The 24,340-nt window shown below is 42.7% G+C and carries 16 protein-coding genes and 2 tRNA genes; 9 read left to right on the forward strand and 9 right to left on the reverse strand.

Annotated elements, in window-relative coordinates:
• Positions 1 to 77 precede the first annotated feature (77 nt).
• Together tig and L5M10_RS04250 are read right to left on the reverse strand one after the other, a co-directional pair.
• On the reverse strand, positions 78 to 1,382 hold the full coding sequence (gene tig / locus L5M10_RS04245) for a trigger factor (RefSeq protein ID WP_028760469.1): 1,305 nt from the start codon (positions 1,380 to 1,382) through the stop codon (positions 78 to 80).
• A gap of 261 nt (positions 1,383 to 1,643) precedes the next feature.
• A tRNA-His gene (locus L5M10_RS04250) sits at positions 1,644 to 1,719 on the reverse strand.
• Between the two features lie 231 nt (positions 1,720 to 1,950).
• Here L5M10_RS04250 and L5M10_RS04255 point away from each other — a divergent pair.
• The 7 genes from L5M10_RS04255 (at position 1,951) to L5M10_RS04285 (ending at position 12,077) form a co-directional block, all read left to right on the forward strand.
• Entirely contained in the window at positions 1,951 to 3,435 is a 1,485-nt protein-coding gene (locus L5M10_RS04255) for a hypothetical protein (RefSeq protein ID WP_263254892.1), read from the forward strand.
• Complete coding sequence (locus tag L5M10_RS04260; protein ID WP_172590664.1) at positions 3,432 to 6,239, forward strand: VPA1269 family protein; 2,808 nt, start codon at positions 3,432 to 3,434, stop codon at positions 6,237 to 6,239. The genes L5M10_RS04255 and L5M10_RS04260 overlap by 4 nt, the downstream gene beginning before the upstream one ends.
• A 3-nt stretch (positions 6,240 to 6,242) precedes the next feature.
• A complete protein-coding gene (locus L5M10_RS04265) occupies positions 6,243 to 6,989 on the forward strand; it encodes a hypothetical protein (RefSeq protein ID WP_263254893.1) in 747 nt (248 codons plus the stop codon).
• A 7-nt stretch (positions 6,990 to 6,996) separates the two neighbouring features.
• Positions 6,997 to 7,434, forward strand: coding sequence for a VPA1267 family protein (locus L5M10_RS04270; RefSeq protein WP_172590662.1), 438 nt, complete (start codon positions 6,997 to 6,999; stop codon positions 7,432 to 7,434).
• The gene (locus L5M10_RS04275) at positions 7,431 to 9,614 is read left to right on the forward strand and encodes an ATP-dependent RecD-like DNA helicase (RefSeq protein ID WP_263254894.1); all 2,184 of its coding nucleotides are present in this window, start codon (positions 7,431 to 7,433) and stop codon (positions 9,612 to 9,614) included. Before L5M10_RS04270 ends, L5M10_RS04275 begins: the two co-directional genes overlap by 4 nt.
• Positions 9,615 to 10,051: 437 nt before the next feature.
• Positions 10,052 to 10,309, forward strand: coding sequence for a hypothetical protein (locus L5M10_RS04280; RefSeq protein WP_263254895.1), 258 nt, complete (start codon positions 10,052 to 10,054; stop codon positions 10,307 to 10,309).
• Between the two features lie 292 nt (positions 10,310 to 10,601).
• On the forward strand, positions 10,602 to 12,077 hold the full coding sequence (locus tag L5M10_RS04285) for a hypothetical protein (protein WP_263254896.1): 1,476 nt from the start codon (positions 10,602 to 10,604) through the stop codon (positions 12,075 to 12,077).
• A 261-nt stretch (positions 12,078 to 12,338) separates the two neighbouring features.
• Here the strand turns inward: L5M10_RS04285 and L5M10_RS04290 are convergent, their stop codons facing one another.
• The 7 genes from L5M10_RS04290 to L5M10_RS04320 form a co-directional block, all read right to left on the reverse strand.
• On the reverse strand, positions 12,339 to 13,313 hold the full coding sequence (locus L5M10_RS04290) for a caspase domain-containing protein (protein ID WP_263254897.1): 975 nt from the start codon (positions 13,311 to 13,313) through the stop codon (positions 12,339 to 12,341).
• Positions 13,314 to 13,324: 11 nt separating this feature from the next.
• Positions 13,325 to 13,696, reverse strand: coding sequence for a TIR domain-containing protein (locus L5M10_RS04295; protein ID WP_263254898.1), 372 nt, complete (start codon positions 13,694 to 13,696; stop codon positions 13,325 to 13,327).
• A gap of 38 nt (positions 13,697 to 13,734) precedes the next feature.
• Positions 13,735 to 15,003, reverse strand: a complete 1,269-nt coding sequence (locus tag L5M10_RS04300; RefSeq protein WP_263254899.1) for an ISL3 family transposase — start codon at positions 15,001 to 15,003, stop codon at positions 13,735 to 13,737.
• Between the two features lie 4 nt (positions 15,004 to 15,007).
• Positions 15,008 to 18,247: a type I restriction endonuclease subunit R gene (locus tag L5M10_RS04305; RefSeq protein ID WP_263254900.1), complete on the reverse strand. Its 3,240-nt coding sequence runs from the start codon at positions 18,245 to 18,247 to the stop codon at positions 15,008 to 15,010.
• Positions 18,244 to 19,563 (reverse strand): restriction endonuclease subunit S, encoded by a 1,320-nt coding sequence (locus tag L5M10_RS04310; protein WP_198630539.1) that lies wholly within the window; start codon positions 19,561 to 19,563, stop codon positions 18,244 to 18,246. The genes L5M10_RS04305 and L5M10_RS04310 overlap by 4 nt, the downstream gene beginning before the upstream one ends.
• Positions 19,560 to 21,587: a class I SAM-dependent DNA methyltransferase gene (locus L5M10_RS04315; protein WP_263254901.1), complete on the reverse strand. Its 2,028-nt coding sequence runs from the start codon at positions 21,585 to 21,587 to the stop codon at positions 19,560 to 19,562. Before L5M10_RS04315 ends, L5M10_RS04310 begins: the two co-directional genes overlap by 4 nt.
• A 1,029-nt stretch (positions 21,588 to 22,616) precedes the next feature.
• Positions 22,617 to 22,693 (reverse strand) — tRNA-Pro (locus L5M10_RS04320).
• Positions 22,694 to 23,250: 557 nt separating this feature from the next.
• On the opposite strand from L5M10_RS04320, the gene folD reads away from it, so the two are divergent.
• The gene (gene folD / locus L5M10_RS04325; RefSeq protein WP_014610292.1) at positions 23,251 to 24,105 is read left to right on the forward strand and encodes a bifunctional methylenetetrahydrofolate dehydrogenase/methenyltetrahydrofolate cyclohydrolase FolD; all 855 of its coding nucleotides are present in this window, start codon (positions 23,251 to 23,253) and stop codon (positions 24,103 to 24,105) included.
• A gap of 64 nt (positions 24,106 to 24,169) precedes the next feature.
• Positions 24,170 to 24,340: helix-turn-helix domain-containing protein (locus L5M10_RS04330; protein ID WP_263254902.1), on the forward strand; the 171-nt coding region annotated here is incomplete at its 3' end.

Here is a 24,340-nt window from a genome sequence, read left to right on the forward strand (position 1 = left end):
TAAATAAAAATGGCTCGCATGAGGAGCCTCATACGAGCCATTATAAATGGCGAACAGCTAATCAAGTCAAGCTTAGCTTATGCGCGACCGGTAGCCTTGTTCATAAATTCTTCAAAAGCGACTTGTTTTTCGGTCACTTTGGCAGATTTCAACAGTGCTTCAACCGCTTGCTCTTCTAAAGCAACGTTGCGCATGTTTTGCATCAGCTCTTTGTTGCTGTTGTAATAAGCAACTACTTCACTTGGATCTTCGTAGGCTGAAGCCATAGAAGCGATCAAGCCTTGTACGCGTTCATCTTCCGCTTTCAGTTCGTTAGTCTTGATGACTTCGCCTAATAGCAGACCGATTTTAACACGACGTGCAGCTTGTTCAGTGAACAATTCAGCTGGTAGTTCTGGCATGTTAGCCGATTGGCCGCCAAAACGTTGCATGGCTTGTTGACGCAGAACGTTAACTTCGCCATCGATCAATGCTTTTGGCAAAGTGATATCGTTGTTAGCTAACAGACCATTGATCACTTGCTCTTTCACGTTAGCTTTTAACGCTTGCTCAAGTTCACGGTTCATGTTTTTACGGATTTCAGTTTTAAGGGCTTCTAAGCCACCTTCGCTGATACCGAACAGAGCAGCAAACTCATCGTTTACTTCTGGCAGGTTAGCCGCTTGCACTTCAGTCAGCGTAATCGCAAACTTAGCCGCTTTACCTTTCAGGTTTTCAGCGTGATATTCTTCAGGGAAGTTCACGTCGATAACAAATTCTTCGCCCGCTTTGTGACCTAAGATACCTGCTTCAAAACCAGGGATCATACGGCCGCTACCTAATTGCAGTTCGAAATCATCAGCTTTGCCGCCTTCAAATTCTTCACCGTCAACTGAGCCAACAAAGTTCATTTTCACTTTGTCGCCATCAGCAGCTTCACGTTCAACAGCAGCGAAAGTCGCGTGTTGTTTACGTAAGGTTTCAATCATAGTGTCAACGTCAGCGTCAGTCACTTCAGCTTTTGGCTGTTCTACTTCGATTGCATCTAAGCCTTTCAGCTCAACTTCTGGATAGATTTCAAAGGTAGCGATAAATTCGAATTTTTCGCCATCAGTAGAACCAGGAACAAAAGTCGGTGCACCCGCTGGGTTTAACTTCTCAGCAATAATTGCTTCGATGAAGTTACGTTGCATCACTTCACCCATGATGTCTTGACGAATCGCTGCGCCGTAACGTTTGTTTATAACAGTAACAGGCACTTTACCAGGACGGAAACCTGGGATACGAGCACGCTTAGCTTCACGTTGTAAACTGTCTTTAACCAGCTTTTCAATTTGTTCAGCAGGAACAGAAATGGTCAGGCGACGCTCTAGGCCTTGGGTTGCTTCAACAGAAACTTGCATTGTTTTACCTCGAAATTTGTCTAACGTCCTTTGTAATAGCCGATTCATCAACTATTCAGGTATTCGTTTCTTGATCATTAAATTTGACTACAATGCCCACCACAACTGGCTTTAGGCACAGGTCGCTCATAGTTGATATCTATCAAGACGCGACATTATAGCCACCGTTTTCTGCAGAGTCGAGCCTCAACAGCCGAATCTGGGGTATAAAAAAAGCGACACAAGGTCGCTTTTTTTAATTTGTACTCAAAGTACTAAAAATGGGGTGACTGATGGGGCTCGAACCCACGACAACCGGAATCACAATCCGGGACTCTACCAACTGAGCTACAATCACCACTGAAACTGGTACGCCCGGCAGGATTCGAACCTGCGACCACCCGCTTAGAAGGCGGGTGCTCGTAAAGGGGGCGTTTGCTGGTTACTAATTATTACCAGCCCTCGTTAAGATGCGCACATTATAGGGAGCGAAAATTAAAAAGCAATAGTTTTTTTAAAATGTTTTTAACTTGTAAAACCCCCAAACTATAGTTACTATAAATTCATAGAAACTATTCAACAAAAATTTATGACTAAGGCTCACGGTAAACACCACATCGCACTAAAACAAGAAGTTCATTTAATGAACGGCTTAGTTGTGCCTGTTTTGTATTTGCGCACACAAGATGGAATAAGGGCGTGTCAATCCCTAATGGATTATTTTCTACAAAATCCAGAACGCTCAATACAGTGGATGCAGTGGCGAGTAAGAGCCGTAGGGTTCTTTTACGACTATTGCCAAGAACTAAAAGCTAATGGTCTTTTCAATTTTGAAGGTAATGAGCCAAGTCTTCATCGCAAGGTCATGCGGATGTTCTTGTTTGCTTTCATGCGTGGAACAATCGATCATAAAACAGCAAAAGATCCTTTAAAGCTGTATTGGCCTGCTGCAACGCCAGACGTAACCAAAAGGCTCGCATCCGCATTAGAGGATTTCATCGACTTTTGCCATGTGAATGACTTGATTGATAAGGATATCCTACAGTCACCTGAACGTGATGCCATGAAAGATGAACCAACCACGTTAACCTTCCTTTATAGAGCAATTAAGATTAAACAAAATTCGTTTTTGTCTCATGTGAAGAATATTGGTCAAATAGCTCAAAGGCTAGAGAGGCAGAATCGTCGCTCCATCATAAATATAAATACTGAAACATCCTCTCCTATAAAAACCGACATCAGATTTCCTCAAGAACTAGTAGCACCTTTTTTCAAGTATGGGTTTGTAAAAGATCCAGACGCGCCATTACTAGAAGATCAAAATGATATTACAGGTAAAATGGCAGCTCTATTGCTGTTCTTTGGTGGTTTAAGGATGAGCGAGCCGTTACATCTATGGGTTAACGATATTGTCTTAACTTCGCAATATGGGCACAGAGTCTTCTTAAGGCATCCAGAACAAGCTGAAACATTCATTATCGGTGAAAAGAAGACCAGAGAGGCATATCTAAAGTCGTTGGGGTTACAATCGAGAAGGCAAAGCCAAATCAAGTCTTATCACGCAGGATGGAAAAACCTTGCCGTTGATCAATTTAAAACTTGTGAATGCTTCTTCCTCCATCAAGGAGCATCGGATCTTTTTGCGAGCATGTACGGTTATTACATTAATAACTACAGGCCAAAGATGATAGCGACCTATAAAAATAACGGCAATATTGAACACCCGTTCTTATTCGTCAGCTCAGGCTTCAACAGAGTAACTGGAGAAAGCTATGTCGGAGCACCTTATAGTGAGGCCGCATTTGATTATTCTTGGGAGCAAGCGTTAAACAGGGTTGAACATGCAATCGGAGAAAAGATCCCAAGAGGCAAAAGGTACGGGACAACTAAACATGGCGGTAGGCATTTTTATGGTGGGTTATTAAGCGATGTAAATGCCCCACCGAAAGTGATACAAGCTTGCCTCCACCACGGTAGCATTGAATCTCAAGAAAGATATAAAGCGCCAACAATTGAAGGTATACAAGCGGCCCTGAATGAAGTCAGAAGTCTGGTGCAAGGAATAATAATATGAAGCAGGATCTCAATACAGCGCTTCACGAATACCTAGTTATAGCTGATCAAAATGAAAGGATGTCTTTTCACTCTTTCGCACAAAAATCCTCCATTTTTGTTGAAGCTTTCAATCTGATGACCCCCTTAAAGGCCTATGGCAATGCTAAATCAACTAGCGCTATAGACCATATCGACATAGCCGTCTCGGTTCTCCTGATTCTACTTAAGCAGACTTATAGAGTTCACACTCTCACTGATATTACCTATAAGGTTTGGGAAGAGGCCCTAGACACCATAAAAGAACCCAAACATCAATATAACGACGACATCCCAGAAAGATTCCAAACAGGGTGTCGAGCCATTGCAAAAATATTAGATCACATCCATAAAACAAGTGACTTTAGTTTTTACGCAAAGATTCATCGCACCAACAAACACACTGCACTACAAGTACCTGAAAAATTCTTCTCCCCTGACTTGGCCGAATGGGTAAAATACTTTTTTGAATATGTAGATTTTAAGCATATCAAGGGGACTAGAAAGTCTGAGGCTTTATGCCTGAACTTTCTCGAATACTTACAAACAAAAGACAGTTCGTTACACCATCCTATGGCCTATCTAGCAAAGGATAGATCCAAAATCTTTCTTGAAGAATTCAGGGAAATGTTCAAGCACAAACTCGTAGATCCTTTCCTCTACGTATTTCATGACTTTTCTATGTACATTATTGATGAATATATGTCGGATATAGAAGGGGATGAAGTAACTCATTTAGGCTACCCGATCATCACAGAGCGCCAAGTAAAAGCAAATTCAGGTGCAGTTTTCGGCAAGACTAAAACAGAGTCTACAAAAGAGTTAATACCACCATCGATTCTATACAAAATGAAAGAAGTTTTGACCGAAAATGATTACGCATTTCCTAAGTCATTGTCCAGTCACTATTTCATCCATACCGATTCTGAAACTGGCGAAACAAGCGATGTCTGGAATATCGTTCCCACCTACTTTCTCTTATTGATGCTAGAGATCCCAATTCGAAGAATTCAGGCGCAAATGCTTGACTCCGGTGAAGGTGACGAGCATAAGTTTGATCTTGATTCGATGACTTGGGTCGAAAACGACTCTATTCATAGCGGCTATTGGAGATCTATAGGGGCATCCAATACGGCTCGCGGTGTCGTTACCAAAATAACCCTTAAAGATGAAAAGTCGGCGTATCAAATAACGAAGGACGGTGCTGGTTTTTACATAAACACCAATAAAACTGCCGATATAAAAGTGGGATTTGGCGAGCACTCTGGATACACAATACCCTGGCAAAACCAGGCTCTAATTAAATATTGCAATGAGTTAGTAGAGTGGCAATCAAAGTATAATCCGCTACTCGAACCCACAGCGTATGCAGATCTTCCTGCTAAAGTGTCAGGTGAAAAAACAGTGTCAGCATCTGTTATCGCTGAAACTCCAGATCGTTTCTACTTGTTCAGAAATCCAGGTGGTGACGATCCGAGACTGCCCGTTACACATAACGTCCTAATGAAGTTCTTTAACGAAACCTTAGCCGAAGTAGAGCGCCAACTCAGAGCTGAAGCTTACGACGTGACATTAGTTACAAACTGGAATGGCAAACAACCAGCGACATGTAAATACACTATGCACGGCCTAAGGGTTGCTGGACTGTCAGCTCTGTCAAAAGAAGGTGTTCCTCTAGAAGTCCTCAGTAAGTTGGTGGCAGGTCATGCTTCCATATTTATGACCCTGTACTACATCAAGTATTCAAACGCTGAAGTCAATGAATGCTTAACTGACGCAAGAAAAGAAATAGAAGATAAGATTAAGGAAGACTTGGCTAAATGGCTAAATGATGCAACGTATGATGAAGCCAAAAGGTATTTAGCTGCAAATGACGATAACGCAATTAAAGCCGCTCTAGCCAACCAAAACATCAATATTTTAGGAGGGATACCTTATGGAATGTGTCCCCATTCAGGCACGCGCTGTAATGATGGTGGAGAGATTGTAAAGGCCGCCAACAAAGCCCAAGCAGCACAATATGCTCCAGTTAAAGGCGGGAAGGAAAACTGTGTTATGTGTCGTCATTTCGTCACGGGTAAGCCTTGGCTTATTGAATTATGGCTACACACCAACAAGCTCTTCGAGCTTGCCCGCAGCATTCAAATTGACATAGACAAGCTCCTAAAAGATTTAAAGTCACTGAATTCTGAACGATATGCCTATGTTAAAAGAGGTGAAGCGCACCTCATTCCATCAAGCGTATCCACAGACATAAAGTGTGTACAGGCTCTCATAGATAACAAAACAGAAGCCCTCGATGACGTACTTAACAGCTCTCATGCCGCCTATAAGCTTACTGAAGAAGTGAGAGTTTTGCCTGAATTTGACCCTTACAACGAAAACCCAAATAGTGATCAAAATGCACTAGTTAAATCGGATCATAAAGACGATGCACAAGTAGGTTTTGCTGTGTCCACTGATTTTATAGCTCAAAACCATCTAGTCACTGCCAGCAGATTGTACCCTCACGTTGCAGACAAAAGGATGGAGCTTGAGAGAAATAATTTCACAGATCAAATATTAATGAATAACGGCATACGCCCTATCAGTCTATCCCCACTAACCGAAGAGGAAAAAAGATCCGCATTAGATGCAGTATCTAATTTTCTTATACGCAGGGTTGGTGCCGCAGAGTGTGAACAGCTTCATTCCGGTGCAATCACACTAGAGCAATTGGGTGTTAAAGACATCTGCATCCCTGACCTTCCAACAAAATCTAAATTGATCGCAATACAGGAGGTTTAGCACATGTCTAATACCGATAATGATGGAAAAATCGTTATATTTGATGACGATTCATTTAAAGCAAGAAAGAAGCAGATAGAGGCTCTTTGCAAGACAGATAAGTCACTAGGCAAGCTGCAAGAAGTTGAGGCTGCATGTAAGGCTATAACTGACATGGGAGGCAATTTAACCAAAGCGGCAGTGCTTAAAAGGCTTGCCACCAACGGTGCCCCAATGGGGCGTTCAAGTATTTATAATGACTGGGAGGATGGAGCAGAGAACCCATATAAATCACTCTGCGAGGCATGGGATAAATACAATGTTATCAAGAAAGCCAATAAAAATCTCCGCTCTGGAAAGAAAGCGTCTGCGAGCGACAATGAAGGTAGTTTAAGTGCTGCTGCTCTTATCGAAGATAAAGATCTAGCAGCAATACCCGATCTTACCATTAGGCATAAATTTTCTTTGTTGTTCGGTGAATTGGTCTCACTAAGAAATCAGTTAAACATGGCGCGGGAGATTAAAAACCTACCATTAATTAGCGCTACCGGAGCACCGGAAACAGAATCCCGTCCTTACGAAGAGCGACCAATGCTTCCAAACATTAACGACTATGACAAAGAGGTCATCCAATCATTTCTAAACATCACCAGTGCAACCCCTTTCGATTTTGATGATGAAGGCTGTCTTGTTTCAACACAACCAATATGCCGAGACCGGACGCTTAGTATGCCTGGCTTATACTCTATCTTGAAAAAACTCGCAGGTTAGAATAACTATGGCTAATGGACAGCAAAAAGCACAGCAAAATCTAGAGGCATTCGAGGTTTGGCGAGCAACGCAGAGTGATGACAATTTTAAACAAATAATCTTCCGTGGACAGTTAAATCGTGGCGAGATTGCAAAAGCGATAGGTTGCGGTAACTCAGCCCTAAACCAAAACCCTGCGTTAAAAACTGCTCTTGGTAACTTGGAAGGCGAATTACGCAAAAGAGGGGTTCTTCCACAACTAACCGAGAAAGCGAAAGAAGAAGCTAATAAACCAAAACAATACGACCAAACAACTAACCGTAAGCAGATGGACTCTAAGCGAGTATCGTCGTTAGAGGCTGAAAACATCGAGCTGAAAGCTAAAGTCAAGGAGCTAGAAAGTAAGCTAGAGCGATTTGGCGAACTGTCTGAAACCCTTTCTGAAATGGGATTCATGCCACGATGAATTTTGCTTTACATGAAGACCAAATGCGTGTCACCAGCATCCCTTACAGCTCGACCAATATGGTGATATTCAGTGGCGTGCCACTGGAAAAAAACTCATACAAAACCAACAGCGGTAAGTATTACGTCACCATAAAAGCAGATCCTGATTCAATCCCCGTTCAACCCGCACTCGGTCAACACTGGTCAGTGAAGGGAACTCGATTGGTAGAGGAAGTAGAAACAGGTGATTTCGTGATGCAACAGCATACCTATGAATCACCAGAACACATCGAGTGCAGCCTGCCTGAAACAGGCGAACAGATTATTCGCTTTATTGCCAGAGAAAGTGACTTCAAAGGTATCGGCGAAAGCAAAGCGAGAGCACTCTGGGAGCTGCTAGGTAAGAACTTCCACTCAACAGTTAGACAAGACACCCCTGAATCAAGAAAACGACTTAGAAGCGTCCTGAGTGAAGATTCTATCAATGCGTTATTTGAAGGTTACGCCAAATATAAGAACCTAGCCTACTGCAACTGGATGACCGTTCACAAGATACCAGCAAGTATTCAGCAGCGCTTATTAAAGCATCATGGAGAAAAATCCATTGAGGCTATTAAACAAAATCCCTATGTTCTAATTGGTTTTGGGATGTCATTTGAACAAGTCGATCTTATGGTCGCAAATTGCGACTTCAAACTTGAGGTCACAGATGGTGACCACAAGAGGCTCAGCGCAGCACTTGAAATCGCTATTCGAAGGGAAATCGAAAAAGGCGACACATACACAACACAGGCAGCTTTACGACCATACCTAACCAAGCTACTCAAGGACAAAGAGTTGGTGAAGGAAGCATTCAAGGCAGGCCACGACAAAGCACAATACATCCTAAACCCTGACACTGGCTCTTATCATCCAACAGCACAGTTGTTGATGGAAAATGTCGTTGCCAAACGACTTAAAGCACTAGCTAACCAAAACGACCTTTATGACGAATATGCAAATTCTGCATATTGCTCTGCGGTTGATGAATTGCCTTACGAGCTAACCAAGAAACAAATTGAAGCAGTGGTAACGTGTTTAGATAACGCGGTGAGTTGCATCACGGGCGGAGCTGGCACAGGCAAAACGACTGTACTTAGAACCGCACTTCGCGCCTACCATCAAATGGGATTTGAAATACATGCGGTAGCGCTGAGTGGCCGAGCAGCTATGCGATTGCATGAGTCAATTGGCTTTATCACCTCAACTATCGCTAAGCTCTTGCGTGAAGATCCTATTGAGCCAACCTCAGACCAACAAAAGCATCTTCTGGTAATAGATGAAGCCAGTATGATTGACTTGCCAACCATGTATCGCCTGGTCAACCATATTCATCCATCGGTTCGTATTATCTTTACTGGCGACCCAGACCAGTTACCGCCGATAGGTTGCGGCAAGGTACTTGCTGATATCGTTCTATCTAAAGCCATTGCAAACACAATGTTAGATATTGTTAAGCGACAAGAAGGCTCAACGGGCATTCCCGAATACTCGAAGCTTATCAACAGTGGAATAGTACCAAAGAAGTTAAGTACGGGCGCTATTCACTTCCACGAGACGAACAAAACAAACATCGCCCAAGTGTGTGGGGAGCTGTACCAGCAATCACCTGAAAACAGCCGTGTTATGGCACCGACTAAAGCCCTCGTTGCTGAGATAAATAAACTTATCCAAGAAGCCGTCAACCCTAATGGAAATAGACTTGAGTTCGAAATGCACGGTGAGAGATTCTTTCAAAATCTTAGATTGAATGATGCGATTCTATTTACCCAAAACCACTATGACAAAGGCATTCAAAACGGCTCGCTTGGCACGCTAACCCATGTTGAGTCATCAGGTGAAAACTATGGCGAGGTAACGCTGGATACGGGCAATAAGATTGAAGTCACGCAAGCTGTACTCGATTGCATGGAGTTGGGTTATGCAATAACCCTACATAAAGCCCAAGGCTCGCAGTTTCCTAGAATCATTGTCGCACTACAGAAAGGCAAGATAGTCGATAGAGCATGGCTATATACTGCAATAACCAGAGCAGAGTCTGAAATCCACATTGTAGGTTCAGCCAATGACTTCAGGCAAATAACCGAGTTTCCGAGTCATTCCCACCGTCGTAACAGCTACCTTTGTGAACTATTAATGTCGGAAGACAATATAGTTTGATCGATTCCAATAAAGTCTGATCATTTACAATAAAGTTTGTATCTTCACCTCTGTCAGTTCACTTGGCAGAGGTGAAGAGAACCGACTATAGCAAACACGTCTTTGCCCCAGGAGGCCCGATTGTAATAAGACGATGCCCCATTGTGTGTCAGAGAAGCCTTCCGCCGCCCATATGGCACAAGTCAGTTGACCAAATTATAGTAATGATTAAAGTGTTCAAGATTAACGGTGAAGAATAAAAAATGAAATTGTCGCAAAGCGGGGCGTTAGTAAAACACATGGAGTTTTAGATATTGAACATCGCGATACTTAGAGTTTGTGGAAAGTGTGAGGACTTGGAAAGATTAAGGGAAAACTATAAATTCGAAGTATATAGCCAGTGGAAAAAAGGGGCCCCTATATCTAAGACTAAATCGTTCTCTGAATCAGGTTTTAAGGTGTCGATCCCTGATGGGAACTCTCCGAGTGATATGATAGAAATTTTGTCATCTCTACTATTAGATTTATCCATAAAAGGGATTAATTTTAAAGATTTTGATGTGACAGCTACGATAGACATTGGGTTTAGTATTGGTGAAGAAAATCAGTTTGCTGCTATATATGATTTGTCTCTGGGGTTCCTTGAGTTAGCAGTACAATGCGGCGTATCGATTAGTCTTTCTGGTTATCCTGTCGATGAAGACGATGAAGACTGAATGCCACTGCTAGGCAGACAGTGTTTTAATTCGATTGGAGTGGACCTTGATTTTTAGCTTGGAGATAGCCTTTGCGATGGATTCGACTGGATCTATTTCGACGATGCCCCAAAACGAGTTTCGCATGACTGAACCAGCTCTCCTTGGTACTAGCTTGTTGACCTAATTTTTGTAATGCTAGAAAGTGACGACTGAAACTGTGGCGATTCAAAATGAGGTTGATATGATTGGGCGAGCAGGCTCACAATATCTTATCAATAGGTGTCAATAACGATTGGATTTGAGAAGTGGTATGACAGACAAGGTATTAGACGTAAAACTAGAACTGTCCCCAGAAGACTGGCTTTCTTGGACTGATGAAGCATTCAATGAATGGAGAAGGGAACATGATTTTCCTCGCATTGTGAACTTTCTTTTTGAGACTCTTCCATACTTTTCTATTTGGCTTTCAGAGCAAACTGGGTTAACAACACAAGATTTGGTATTTCATGGACCAGCACGATTCATAAGGCTCTACGGAGAGCCAATGAAGTTTATTGAGCATGACGTAAGTTTAAGCTTGGATAGCCATCCCCCCAAACCAATTTTACGTTACTGTTTCGAAAAGAAGGGTAAAAATCAATTTAGAAAGAAAAAGGTGACTAGACAGGTTGATTTTTGTAGCTACATTGATTGGGCTTATAAGAACAGGAATTGGGTATTTTACAAAAATCCATCAAGCATTGAAGATTTTGTTAGATGCCTAACGCCATCTGGAAGATCTTGTAATACGTCGACTTTCATAAATAGCGATTCAAGTATTGAGTTCAATATTCCTTCTTTTATGCCCAGTGTCACTATCGATGAAATTCTTTCCAACATTAAGCAGAGGAGTGCTCCCCCAAGCCTTAAGTTGCTAAAATTAGGAGGTGGAGGTGTGACGGATGTTGATGGGGTTGTGGGTAAAAAAAACCTTGAATTTACCAATATTGATAATCTCACCCTCATTAATCCGATCATTACTAGCCTTCAGGATATTTCATTCTCTACGTTGCGAAATCTAAAAATTCATGGGCAAATTCATGCTGCAAAATTTCATCAATGTTCAATTGAGATTGATGTTAGTAACGGAGGTATTCTTGAATGCAACTTTGAGTATTGCGACTCAACGATTAGTTTAAATGAGTCAAAACTATTCCGCTCATCAATTCGTGAAAAGCATCTGAGATTAAAGCTGAAAGATACAGAAGTTTCGGGTTGTTCCTTTGAATACTTGGATATATGTGGTGGTTCTGCCGCAGAAAGAAGGAAATTCCATCAATCTGCGAAAATGACCTACTCGCATCTAGGCTATCCGGACCTTGCTGGTAAGCATTTTTATTTGGAGCAAAAGGAAAAGCGGAATGGGTTATGGAGAAAACTCACTGACATAAGTAGTCGGGAAGGAATAGGGAGGTGTTTATTCACTCTGTTCGATTTTATATGGATGACGTTTCAAGAAATATATTGGGGATATGGTGAGCGGCCATTCAATATAATTCTATTTTCATTGTTTGCAGTCATAAGCTTTTCTTTGTTTGGGTATTTTAATCAATCATCATCAACAGCTATGGATTTTGGTGATTCATTGATATTTTCCTTACAGGCATTCACTAATATTAGGATAAAAGATGTCAATCAAGGTTCTGACGTAATAAACCTGACAGGATCAATTATGTCATTTTTTGGGGTCATGTCAGTTGGTTTGCTAGTTGCATCTCTTTCAGCGAAAACAAAAGATTATAACTAGGGTATTAATATTTGTGTATGCATTAAAAAAAGGATGATGACAAATGAAATTCAGCCCCTTTACAAGGGTGTGCAATCTGATATCAAGCAGTTGACGCTGGCGTTAACCCATAGAAATTTTGGCTATTTGCATTCTGAGGTTGGAATTCAACACTAGATAACAATTATTACATAGCTCAAACTAATCATCGTTTGGTTGGAATCCCTGCGAATTAGCACTAATAAACAACCTGTATATTGGTTGGAAATGTGACGATTGTAATTAGATTCTATTCTTTTCAACCAACCTTCTATAATGTTCACCAAGAGCGGTTAGCCTGCACGATTTACTTTCCATCGCAGCATTCCACATATGATCCGCTCCGTCAGGCACAAGGAGGTTTAATCGGTTATATTTCTGAAGTACAGAAAATATTCTTGTGTTTTCTTCAACTGGGTTTGGCATTCCTTCATCCCTACCTTTCATTTCAGGTTCAAACGTAGGATCAAGAGGAAATGAATATCCAGGAGTGGGGAACAATGTTGTAATCTTTCTTAAATCCTCAATGGATATAGCAGGGGAGGATTTTCTTAACGACACAAATTGCTTCACGTTTGTTTTGAAAACAGGGCGTTGTTCCCATGCCCCAAGTGATTGATCAATATGAGCATAAATACTCCCTGGGGTAATGTCGCCTGTTAAGTTGGCTGCACTACCGCTTAGTGCATCAACCAACAACGTGGTAAAAACTCCACGTCCATTTTGCTCTGTAGCGTACTGGTCTTTAGTTGAAGCTGTTAAAACTGTCACACCTTCGGCAAGCGACGCTAATTGTCCAGCTTCAGGAGGTGTCCCAGCAATTCCTGAGTGACAACTATCAAGTATAATTAGTTTGTTTTTGGCTGGGGAGTTGTTTGCAATTGTCAGTATTTCCGTAAGTGAAACACCTTCATCGCCTCTTGCAGCATCCGATGTTAATAAATAACCTCCCGTAGCCTCAATATGACCATGCCCAGCAAAATAGAACAAAGCAATATCTGCATCTGCTTTAAATAATTCAGTAATTTGGTCTTTTAAATCACCACGTTTAACAGCCTCTCTAGGTCCTGTTCCTGTCAGCAATCGGCAATCAAAATTCACAGAACCGCCATCGTGTCTTTCCAAAATTGCTTTTACGGAATGCGCGTCATTCACACATCCATATAGGTGACCCCCATGCTCGTAATGGTTAACACCCACTATTAAAGCGATCCTCATAATTTCGTCCTTTATAAACTGTCTATGAAATTTTTAATGGCATCCCAGGTCCAAACAACAGTTTTGACACCTTCTACATTTGTCCTGTCATCCGTGTATGCCCATACTCCCAAAACTTTTTTGCCTTCTTCTTTTGCACAAGCTATTTCCCACTTCTGACCACTTGACTTCAATGAGTTATTGCTAATAAGTGCAATGACTCCGTCAGACCTTTTAATGCGAGTTCTTACTTTGGCCTTCCAATCAGTGTCGTAAGCTTCTTTTACAGACATATCGATATATTCAAAAGGAGAGTTGGTATTTAACGATTGACCCTTTAAAAAATCCCGCTGTCTCTCGTCTTCAATCGCAAAAGCTACAAATATCGTTTTTTTAGTCGCCATATAATATTTCTCCATTTTATTGACAATTTAGTGTGTACTTAATCCAATTCACCACTTTCAACCTGCTTAACAAGCGTAGGGATATGTGGACCATACTCAACCTTTCCTCGACCAGAACGGATACCGCTACCAACCTTGCGGGCTTCTGCCGAATATAGTGTCTTTGCGCGAATGATCTCATAGCTATAGCCACGCCCAAGTCGATTAGACATCTTGATCAATCCGTTCAACCATTCTGTATAGGCATTAGTTATTGGGAACGGTGCATCCCAATAAGCAAAAATATCTTCATAGTGGTTGTGGACAGTTTTGACGAGCTTTTTGAAAGGCTCCATACCTTCGGCAGGTAAACTATTCTTCCATGCCTCAAAGGCATTTTGAGCTCGCTGCTTATCGGGTTCATCATAGATAGCAAAAAAACCTTCTTTGAAATCATAAGCAATGGACAATTCTGGTATTTGCTCGCGTACGATAGCAAGAGCCTTTTGTTCAGCAGGAGTCAGGTTGGCGGGTCGCTTTAGCGTCAGCCATCGGATCGACTTTTTGACATTAATTCTATCTTCCTTACTAAGTTGCACCTGATACTTTTTACGTTCTTCTTCTAGTGCTTCAGATGCCATTTTTACAACATGAAATTTATCAATTACCAACTTTGCGTTTGGCAAAAATTCAGCAAAAGATCGTTTAAATGGACGCCACATATCGGTGCATACCCATTCTACTTTTTCGCGGTTAGGTAAATCCCTAAAAAATGGTTTCAGGTAGTCTTGTGTGCGTTGTTCCAGCATTTCGAATACGTTGTTAGTCGCAAGGTTTGTGATAACGCATCGAAAACCTCCGGCCAAGTTAACCTCATCAATGCCCATGATAACCGGCGTTTCGTAACAAACAGTTTGTTCTAGCTCTTTAATCAAGTCATGTGCGATGTTTTTTACTGTATTAACAGCAACACCTGTCTGATCTGCCAGCGCCCTAAATGTGGTGCCGAGGCACTGTTGGCGAATAACATCGACCAACCGTTTAGTTGCTCTACGCTTATCATCCAAAAAACTCAGTTCAGGCATAGCCATTTTTCCGCAGGTCTCACAGCGAAAACGGGGTCTTTGTACTTCAAGCCGTACTGGTTCCATATATAGTGGGGTGTCAGAGAACTTGTTCTTGCGAGTTCCATGCTTGTGCATTGGAATTTTGCAATCTGGGCACATTGGCGCACAGACCTCGTCGGCCACGGCTACAATGATTAGCGCCTTGCTCTCTTTATACATATCAACCGGTTTAATACCCGGCAGATTTAGTAAATCAAGCATTAGGCTAGTCCAAATCCAAATCTATATTTTTACCATCTCTAAGCATTTCATAAATCACATCGACCAGAGCTGACATGCCTTGGCGATCTGACTTAAGTACCTGTGTGGCAAGTTTTTGATGGCTAGTAAGTGCACGAACAACGGCTTGTTGAACAGCGCCAGGTAAATTACCTTTTAGCGCCTGTTCTCGCGTGTTGCTCTCAACCTGAGCCATAACCACGTCACTTTCACCGGCAATTGACTTAATTTGGTTAACAAATGCAACCTGATCTCGAATAGGCGTAGCCTCCCCAAACAAACTATTGAGCTTTTCAATGATTTCTTGCACAAATTTGGGCTTGTCTCCTGCACCTCCACCACCACCTGGGCCGACAGGTTCTAAAACCGGCTTGTCTTCATCCTCAATAGGTTCAACAACACGCCCTTTAATATCAAAACCTGTAAGAACCAGTCCTTTCAAATCTACAGTTTCAGGGGCTTCATTATGCAATCGCTTTTGCAATAACTTAGAAAAAGCAGCAAAATTCTCAAGCTCTGGATCTCCAAAATCAATAAGTTGTGCCACATAAGAATAGGTTCGGCAGAAGCGCCCTAGATCCGACTTAAAACCCAATAAGGATTTAATCTGCTCTGCATATTCATCTTGATGATGATCTGCTGATTTCATTCCTGCTTCATCACCTTGCGCACGAGCCTTTTCAAAAGCGCCTTCCCAAGTCGCCATCGCATCGCGAAGCATTTTCATTTTTTCATTATAGAGACGAGTAGCAGCTTCTGTTGCCGCATAAAGCGCCTTGTGTTGCGGAGTTTGAGAGTGAGTAATATCGCGAATGGTTTTGAAGCGGGCTTCTTTGAAAGCGATCAAGTCTTTCTCGCTGTAAAGGCTATGTTCGTCCAACCGCTCTTTGATTTCATAAACCACATTCAACTCTTGCACATCATCGATATGCGCACCGTCGTCATAGAGTGAAAACGCATACCGTACATTGGCCGGATCATTCACAAAGTCGATTATGAATACTTCATCTTTTCCTGGAGCCATCCGGTTCAAACGTGAAAACGTTTGCACAATTTCGACGTGGTTGGCAATCTTTTTATCTACATACATTGCCACTAACTTCGGCTGATCAAATCCCGTTTGGAATTTGTCAGCAACAAGCATCACTCGATATTCAGGACGATCAAAGGCAAAGCGTAAGTCTTGACCTTGTACATCAGGATTCATGCTTTGTTCGGTAAATTCCTCGTTTTCGTCAATACTGAATACCTCTTCAAAAGCCTCATCATCATTGTGCATCACCTGTTTTCCAGTCATTTTGCCAGAAAAGGCTACTAACGAATGGATGAAACTGTATTCGCTATGCAATTCAATATAACGGTCAAACGCTTTCTTGTAGCGAATAGCGGCAGCTCGTGAACTCGTTACAACCATTGCCTTCGCCTTCCCGTCTAAACGGTGAGCCACGTTTTTGGAGAAATGCTCAATAATGAATTGGACTTTCTGAGTAACATTGGTCGGATGTAGTGCCATCCATTGAGCTAATGCACGTTTTGCTGCCTTACCACTCACACGCTTACTGTCTTCAAGCTGTTTCGATAAATTAAAGGCGGTTTGATACGGTACGTAACCTTTTAAAACATCAAGGATAAAGCCTTCTTCAATCGCTTGTCGCATGGTGTACTTGTGAAAGGCTTTGGGCGGATTTTCTTTTGATGTCGGATTTGACGCGTCTTCAGGCCGACCAAAGAGCATTAAGGTCGCGTGTTTAGGTGTACCTGTAAACGCGAAGTAGCTGATGTTGTCGGGCCGAGCACGCGATTTTTGCAGTTGCTCTAACAGTTCATCCACAGTCATGCTGGACATTTTCCCGTGCCCACTCATTCCAAGAGCGGTCTGTAATTTGGCGGCGGTAGAACCTGTTTGAGAATTATGGGCTTCATCAATAATCACTGCAAAACGCTTACCCTTAAGCGCCTTGTCGGTAATAACGGCTTCCATGGCGTAAGGGAAGGTCTGAATAGTGACGACAACTATAGGTGTGCCATTGATCAAGGCTTCTGAAAGTTGCTTGCTTTTTGATTGCGATGACTTCTGACGATCTATCGCAGCAATCACACCAAACTGGTGGTCAATTTGCTTTACCGCGTCCTGTAGTTGCCCATCTAAGACATTGCGGTCAGTTACGATAATGACGCTGTTAAATACCGCATCGCCATTGTCTTCCCGTAATTTCACTAAATCATGAGCCGTCCATGAAATGGTACTGGTTTTGCCTGATCCTGCGCTATGGTCAGCCAGATAGGTCATGCCTGCACCGTTCTTGCGGGCATCAGCAATCATGTTATTCACTGCCGTCCATTGATGAAAACGCGGAAAAATGAGTGTTTCTTTTTTGGACCAGTTGCCCTGAATATCAACCACATCTTTTTTCTCTACATACACAAAACTATGGAATATGCGTAACCATGCATCGGGTTGGCAAACATCCTCCCAAAAGTATGCGACGGGGTATTCAATGCTACCATCCGGCTTCTTCTCACCAGGCGGGTTGCCAGCTCGCCCCTCATGCCCCTTATTAAATGGCAGGAAGAAGGTATTAACCCCATCCAGTTTGGTTGCCATCATGATTTCAGAATCCGACATAGCAAAATGCACGACGGCCCCGCGCTTGAAGGTCAATAGCGGCTCTTTGCGTTTGGTTTTGGGATCAAAGGGCAAGCGATCTTGTTGGTATTGCTCCATCGCCGCTTCTGCTGACTGGGTGAAGTCCGTTTTTAGCTCAACCGTTGCGACAGGCAGGCCATTAATGAAGAATGCCAAGTCAATCGCAAACTCACGCGCAGGATGGTATTTCAGCTCGGGCACTACGCGCAGAATGTTGGCTTTATAGCGTTCTATCACCGCTTCGTTGCGCATATCTTCAGGCGCAGTTTCGGTCATTTCAATCAAACCACAGCCTGCAATTGAGAAGCCTTGACGCAACACCTGAACCGTACCTTGTTGCTCAAGCGCCTTGGTCAGTCGCTCCATCACCACGTCGAGGGTTTTTGTGCCGTTTAACCGCTCCAGCTTCTCCCATTTATCCTTTTGGCCGCTGGCTTTTATCCAGGCTTCGAGATCTTCCGGGTAAAGTGCTCGTTCGGTATCGTAGTATTTGGTATCACCCAGCTTCCAGCCTTGCTCGACCAGCCGCTCAATAATATAGCGTTGAAAGTGCTTTTCCTGATGGGCTGATGCGTTCATACGGGTTCTCCTCGTAAATCTATTTGCCCAGTTACCGCAGCAGTGATAAATGCTGAGCGACGCTCTTTGAGTAAATTAATGCTTCGCTCTGTTTTCTCAACCAAGCTATCGTTATGTGCTAATTGCCTATTCACGTGTGCCGCAATTTCGGCTTGCTCTTCTTTGGGCGGAACAAGAACTTGAAGTCTTCTCACATCTTCAAATTTTAGTGATTGCCTTACACCGCCACCCATCCCATAGAAAACTTTGCATAAATCATATGATCTCATTAACCATGAAAAGTAATTTGAATCGATGTTACGCAAACTAACGGCCATGTATGCGGAGCTTATAATGCCTCTTTCTTGTACTAAAGCAGATCTAAGGCTTCTTTTATCATTTTGTAAATCAGTAAATCTAAATACAACCTCGCCCTGTTCAACTATTTGGTAAGTTTCATATGATTCGGGCACAAGCCCCATATTTCTATTTTCTGACTTTTGAATTACTCGGCCATAACTAAGAGATAAAATATTTGTTTCTACCAACCCGGTATTTTTTCTTTTCAACTCAGTTAATAGAGAAAAGAAAGGCTTTACCTCCCAATGCTCAGGAATATCTCCAATCCACTCAACCCTAGAATCTTTCATCTTCACATTAGGATTTAGGCCTTTTGTGACAGCATGAGTAATCTGCGCCTGACGCTTTTCTTTGAGCAGTTCGATGAAGCGGGTTTTCTTGGTGATTAGGGTGTTTATTCTGTTTATTTCGGTATTTATGGCACTAACAATAGTTGAGCGATGCTCTTTCGGTGGGATACAAACAGGAATATCACCAATAGCATCTTGGTCAAGCCCATAACGGGTTATACCTGGGGACTCAACAAAAAAATGGGCTTTTGTTGGGTGAGACTGAATTGATCGATGAATGAAACCAGATAAATCAAACTCATGGGATTTAATGACTGTTAAATGATAACCACACACTACATCATGCATATCTTGCTTAACTAATGCAGGAATACCTATATCATTTGGATCTTCTGAGTCTTTAGTGATAATCACATCACCTTCTGCAAGTCGAAATTTATCTATTTCAGACTCATTTGCTGTTGCATTCATGAATTCCAGATCAGGCGTTATAAACTCGTTGTAATAAACGTCTGTGTAATTACATAATTTAACATCTGCCTGATCTTCATAGCTCTTTTTGTCTACGTTGCTATTATTGAAAATTGCTACATGTCGTAACCGCTTTAATTCCCAATCTTTTGGAATATTCCAAATGAATTCAGCACCAGACTCTTTATATTCTGGATAGGCTTTATAGTGACTCATTCTGTTGCCACCTCTGCCAGAAGTGCGGCGATTTCACCTTCAACCTGTTTCAATTCCGCGTCAATATCATGCAGTTTACGCGGTGGTTGGTATTGATAAAAGAAGCGATTAAAGTTGATTTCATAACCTACGCGACCAAGCTGCTTGTCTTTATCATCAATAAAGCTCTCGTCGATATAAGCATCTGGCACATGCGGCAGCACTTCACGGGCAAAGTAATCCTCAATCGATTCCAAATAAGGTACGTTTTCATAATCCGTTAAATCTGTGTCAGGCACTATATTGCCTTGCGCATCGACCACAGGCTCCGCTTCAGGGTCTTTACGGCCAAATGCAGCAAGCAAGGCAGTAATGAAAGTCTTGTTGCCTTTTACCTTAAGCAGCTTGGCATCAGGTGTTTTCACGGCTTCTTTGGTAAAGTTTTCTGCCCAGATGTATTCCTTGGTCTCACCCAACTGCGGCTGAATGGCCTCACGCCAGAATGCTTTATGTTCAACCGGTAGTTTCTGCCAGGTATCCGTTGCTTCTAACGTGGATAAACCTTGCTCATCAAGCTTAAGCGTCATCCGCAACGGGCGAAGCACTTTAATACGGCGGTAGCCAAAAACTTGGTAGTCAACCATTTTAGAGAGTGTGTCATTTTCGCCAGCTGCATAAATATCCAATATCTGGCGGCGCTGATCATCGCTCACAATTCGGCGCTTGTTACCCTCATTCTTGATAGATGTCCAAAGGTCAGTGGCATTAATAAGTTGCACTTTGCCTTTGCGATTGTCAGTTTTCTTGTTGGATAAAATCCATAGATAGGTAGCAATGTTAGTTCTAAAGAAAATATCCGTAGGCAGTGCAATAATGGCTTCAACAAGGTCATTTTCAAGCAACCAGCGGCGTATTTCAGACTCACCAGAGCCAGCGCCACCATTGAATAAAGGTGAGCCGGATAAGACAATTGCAGCACGTCCACCGCCATTGTTTGGCAATTCGAGCTTGCTAGCCAGGTGCATCAAAAACAGCATAGAACCGTCATTAATACGTGGCAAGCCAGGGCCAAAGCGGCCTAACTTACCCAATTTATGCTCTTTTTCTACAGCTGATTTGTCTTTCTCCCATTTCTTACCGAAAGGCGGATTAGATAAGCCGTAGTGGAAACGCTCTCCTGCAAACTGATCATTTGAAAGTGTACTGCCCTGAAGGATATTTTTGGAAAGATCTCGACCTGGATCGGACTCAAGGCGACGGATGAGCATACCAGCTACACAAACCGCATGAGTTTCCGGTTCAAGTTCTTGGCCGTGAGGAACCAGCACCGGTGGAATTTTATAATGGTTGCCATAGTCGGCAACATGATTCATTGCGTCAGTTAAAAATCCGCCTGTCCCACACGTAGGATCGTACAGGGTACGAATAAGTCCTGGGCTTGCCTCAAACAGTGCATCATCAGGATCGAGCAAGAGTGCTGTAGCTAAATGTACGACATCCCTTGGGGTCATGAAATCTTCAGCGCCTTCATTGACTTCAGCACCAAAACGGCGAATCAAATGCTCATAGATATTGCTCATCACCCTGTCTGGCACGGTGTCAGGGTGTAAATCAATACCAGCAAAGTTTTTGCAGATGGTGAAAAGCAGCCCAGCTTTCTCAAGACGGATTATCGTGTTGCCGAATTCAAACTCTTCAAATATTGCTCTGGCATTATCAGAAAAAAGAGAAATGTAGTCTTCGAGATTACGACGAGTTTTTGTACTGCCAAGCGTTGAAAGCGAATACTCAGAGGTGTTGTAGAAGGGATAGCCAGCGGTTTGGCGTAGAATTGGGTCAAGCTCAACTTCGGCATCCTTGAAATTGTCGTAAGCCTCCCTTACCGCTTCTCTTGTAGATTCAAGAGCGCACTCCAATCGACGTAACAAGGTAAAGGGTAAAATAATTTTACCGAAATCGGTATGTTTAAAATCACCCCAAAGGTCTTCTGCGTTTTTCCAAATAAAATCTGCCTGCGAGGCAGCTGAACCTGAGAATTCTGTCATTTCGGTCTCCAACCATCTTTTGCACAAAACAATACATTATGCAATAGAGTGTAGTCAACCAAGTTTTGCACAAAAGAAGGGTTGTGCTATTTTATGAAACATTTCATGATCCAACCTCAGAATGCAAATAGCCGAAATTTTAATCCGAAAATGACGAGTTAGAACAAAGGGGCAATCACGCTTTTGTCCCAAGAATCGCTTAAAAAGGCACGTTTCCGATCAAACTATATTGTCTCTGACAATTAAAAAATAATAAATAAAATTTATTACATGAGGGAGTGACTACAGGTGCAAGCGGAAATAAGTTGTGTGTAAACGCTTGCGTTTTCCACATCTTATTCTGCGTTCTTGCGTAGCAAGATGTGCCAGTAGTTGAGCGACCTATTCGGCAATTGTCATTCGAATTGAAAAAAAAACGCTGTGAAAAAATCACAGCGTTTAAATATGGCGTCCGATAAAGGATTCGAACCTTTGACCGTCTGCTTAGCATACCACTACAGCTTTAACTGCCACCCGAAGGCTTTGTGGTCTGGACTATACCATTACCATATCCATTAGGACTTAGGTCGAAGCCGTCTAGTCTCTGCACCTTCCTCTAAAAAAGAGGCTTGGCTCAGGATTGCCATCAGCATTATCTGGAAGGTTTCCCTGAATTTGACTTCATTCACTCTGAGGGTTTCCCCGCAAAGGCTCCTATTAGAGTTTAATAAAACTCTGCTTAAAGGCAGATGCTCTATCCTACTGAGCTAATCGGACTAAAATGTTTGTTACTAAAAAAGATTAATTAATAGTAACATGTAAAACTATAATAGTAACATTACTATGCCACAAACCCTTGCCCACTCACTCACTCGTTGGATGTAGTAATCTTTTGGGGGATATACCTGCTCTATCCAACTGAGCTACGGGCGCATGGTTTACAGAATCATCTGTATCCTAACCGATTTGGAAAGCATTTATGCTAACCCTATCATTCGCCTATTTGAGTTCAAATTATTTTTGAATTCATCGAAGCAAACGACAATAAAGTGGTCGGTGATAGAGGATTCGAACCTCTGACCCTCTGGTCCCAAACCAGATGCGCTACCGGACTGCGCTAATCACCGAAGGTCTTACATTTTACTTGGTATCAACTCAGAGGGTTCCCTCTGGTCCGCTCTCATCCAAAATCTGGATGCACTATCGGACTGTGCTAATCACCGAAGGTCTTACATTTTACTTGGTATCAACTCAGAGGGTTCCCTCTGCTCCGCTCTCATCCAAAATCTGGATGCACTATCGGACTGTGCTAATCACCGAAGGTCTTACATTTTACTTGGTATCAACTCAGAGGGTTTCCTCTGGTCCGCTCTCATCCAAAATCTGGATGCACTATCGGACTGCGCTAATCACCCTAAGGTCTTACATGACAGTTTCAGCGCAAGATGAACACATCTGCCTGAGAACGGAGCGCATCTTATCCCCTCACTTTACACCCGTCAACGATTTTTTTATCGTTCGACTCTAGGTGCTGAATTATCAGGCTAATCTGGTTTTTTTTATCCACTTGGCAACGGCTTTAACCATGACACAGTAGCTGTGCCCTGTTAAAATAGCCACGATTGCCAATCTCTGTGTTAACTACTGTTTTCACCATCGCCCATATAAAGGATATCCTACACCCATGACAGCCCAAATAATCGACGGCAAGGCGATTGCTCAATCCATCCGCACTAAGCTCAGCGAAAAAGTCACCGCCCGCAAAGAGGCTGGACAACGCGTACCGGGTTTAGCCGTAATATTAGTGGGAGCCGATCCGGCATCACAGGTTTATGTTGGCAGTAAACGTAAGGCTTGTGAAGAAGTTGGATTTATTTCTCGTTCATACGATTTAGAAACAAACTGCACTGAAGATGAATTACTCAACCTGATTGATAGTCTGAATGATGATCCGACCATCGATGGCATCTTAGTGCAACTGCCATTACCCGCACATATCGAAGACTCAAAAGTCATCGAGCGTATCCGCCCAGATAAAGATGTCGATGGATTTCACCCGTACAACGTCGGTCGTTTAGCCCAGCGTATTCCGGTGCTGCGCTCTTGTACCCCAATGGGCATAATGACACTCATCAAATCCACCGGCGTTGATACCTATGGTTTAGATGCTGTTGTGGTTGGCGCATCGAATATTGTCGGCCGCCCAATGACCTTAGAGTTGCTGCTGGCTGGCTGCACCACCACTACTTGCCACCGCTTCACTAAGAATCTCGAGCAAAAAATCCGTCAGGCAGATCTCGTGGTCGTTGCAGTGGGTAAACCCGGCTTTATTCCTGGCGAGTGGATCAAGCCTGGCGCGATTGTAATAGATGTGGGTATTAACCGTTTAGATAACGGCACCTTAGTCGGCGATGTGCAATATGACATTGCTGCGCAAAATGCCAGCTTTATCACTCCAGTCCCCGGCGGTGTTGGCCCGATGACGATTGCGAGCCTATTAGAAAACACCTTATATGCCGCCGAGCAGTATCATGACTAGGTTCTATACCCGTGATCAATGAAGATGCTTGATTTTCAGTGAAATGAGGATCAAGCTAACGATTATGAAACTACTCCTTACTCCTGAACAAAAACAAGTCCTAGAGACCCAGCATGCTCAAACGCGTGACGGGCGTATTCGTGACCGCATCAAAGCAGTACTGCTTGCATCCGAAGGCTGGACCCCGGCAATGATTTCTCAAGCATTACGCATTCATGAAAGCACTGTACGTAAT

This window comes from Shewanella sp. SM32, assembly GCF_025654235.1.
Classification (GTDB): Bacteria; Pseudomonadota; Gammaproteobacteria; order Enterobacterales; family Shewanellaceae; genus Shewanella; species Shewanella oncorhynchi.

Excerpts from the sequence above, each read along its gene's own strand:
- tig (WP_028760469.1), bottom strand. The coding sequence starts at position 1,382 with ATGCAAGTTTCTGTTGAAGCAACCCAAGGCCTAGAGCGTCGCCTGACC.
- L5M10_RS04255 (WP_263254892.1), top strand. The coding sequence starts at position 1,951 with ATGACTAAGGCTCACGGTAAACACCACATCGCACTAAAACAAGAAGTT.
- L5M10_RS04260 (WP_172590664.1), top strand. The coding sequence starts at position 3,432 with ATGAAGCAGGATCTCAATACAGCGCTTCACGAATACCTAGTTATAGCT.
- L5M10_RS04265 (WP_263254893.1), top strand. The coding sequence starts at position 6,243 with ATGTCTAATACCGATAATGATGGAAAAATCGTTATATTTGATGACGAT.
- L5M10_RS04270 (WP_172590662.1), top strand. The coding sequence starts at position 6,997 with ATGGCTAATGGACAGCAAAAAGCACAGCAAAATCTAGAGGCATTCGAG.
- L5M10_RS04275 (WP_263254894.1), top strand. The coding sequence starts at position 7,431 with ATGAATTTTGCTTTACATGAAGACCAAATGCGTGTCACCAGCATCCCT.
- L5M10_RS04285 (WP_263254896.1), top strand. The coding sequence starts at position 10,602 with ATGACAGACAAGGTATTAGACGTAAAACTAGAACTGTCCCCAGAAGAC.
- L5M10_RS04290 (WP_263254897.1), bottom strand. The coding sequence starts at position 13,313 with ATGAGGATCGCTTTAATAGTGGGTGTTAACCATTACGAGCATGGGGGT.
- L5M10_RS04295 (WP_263254898.1), bottom strand. The coding sequence starts at position 13,696 with ATGGCGACTAAAAAAACGATATTTGTAGCTTTTGCGATTGAAGACGAG.
- L5M10_RS04300 (WP_263254899.1), bottom strand. The coding sequence starts at position 15,003 with ATGCTTGATTTACTAAATCTGCCGGGTATTAAACCGGTTGATATGTAT.
- L5M10_RS04305 (WP_263254900.1), bottom strand. The coding sequence starts at position 18,247 with ATGAACGCATCAGCCCATCAGGAAAAGCACTTTCAACGCTATATTATT.
- L5M10_RS04310 (WP_198630539.1), bottom strand. The coding sequence starts at position 19,563 with ATGAGTCACTATAAAGCCTATCCAGAATATAAAGAGTCTGGTGCTGAA.
- L5M10_RS04315 (WP_263254901.1), bottom strand. The coding sequence starts at position 21,587 with ATGACAGAATTCTCAGGTTCAGCTGCCTCGCAGGCAGATTTTATTTGG.
- folD (WP_014610292.1), top strand. The coding sequence starts at position 23,251 with ATGACAGCCCAAATAATCGACGGCAAGGCGATTGCTCAATCCATCCGC.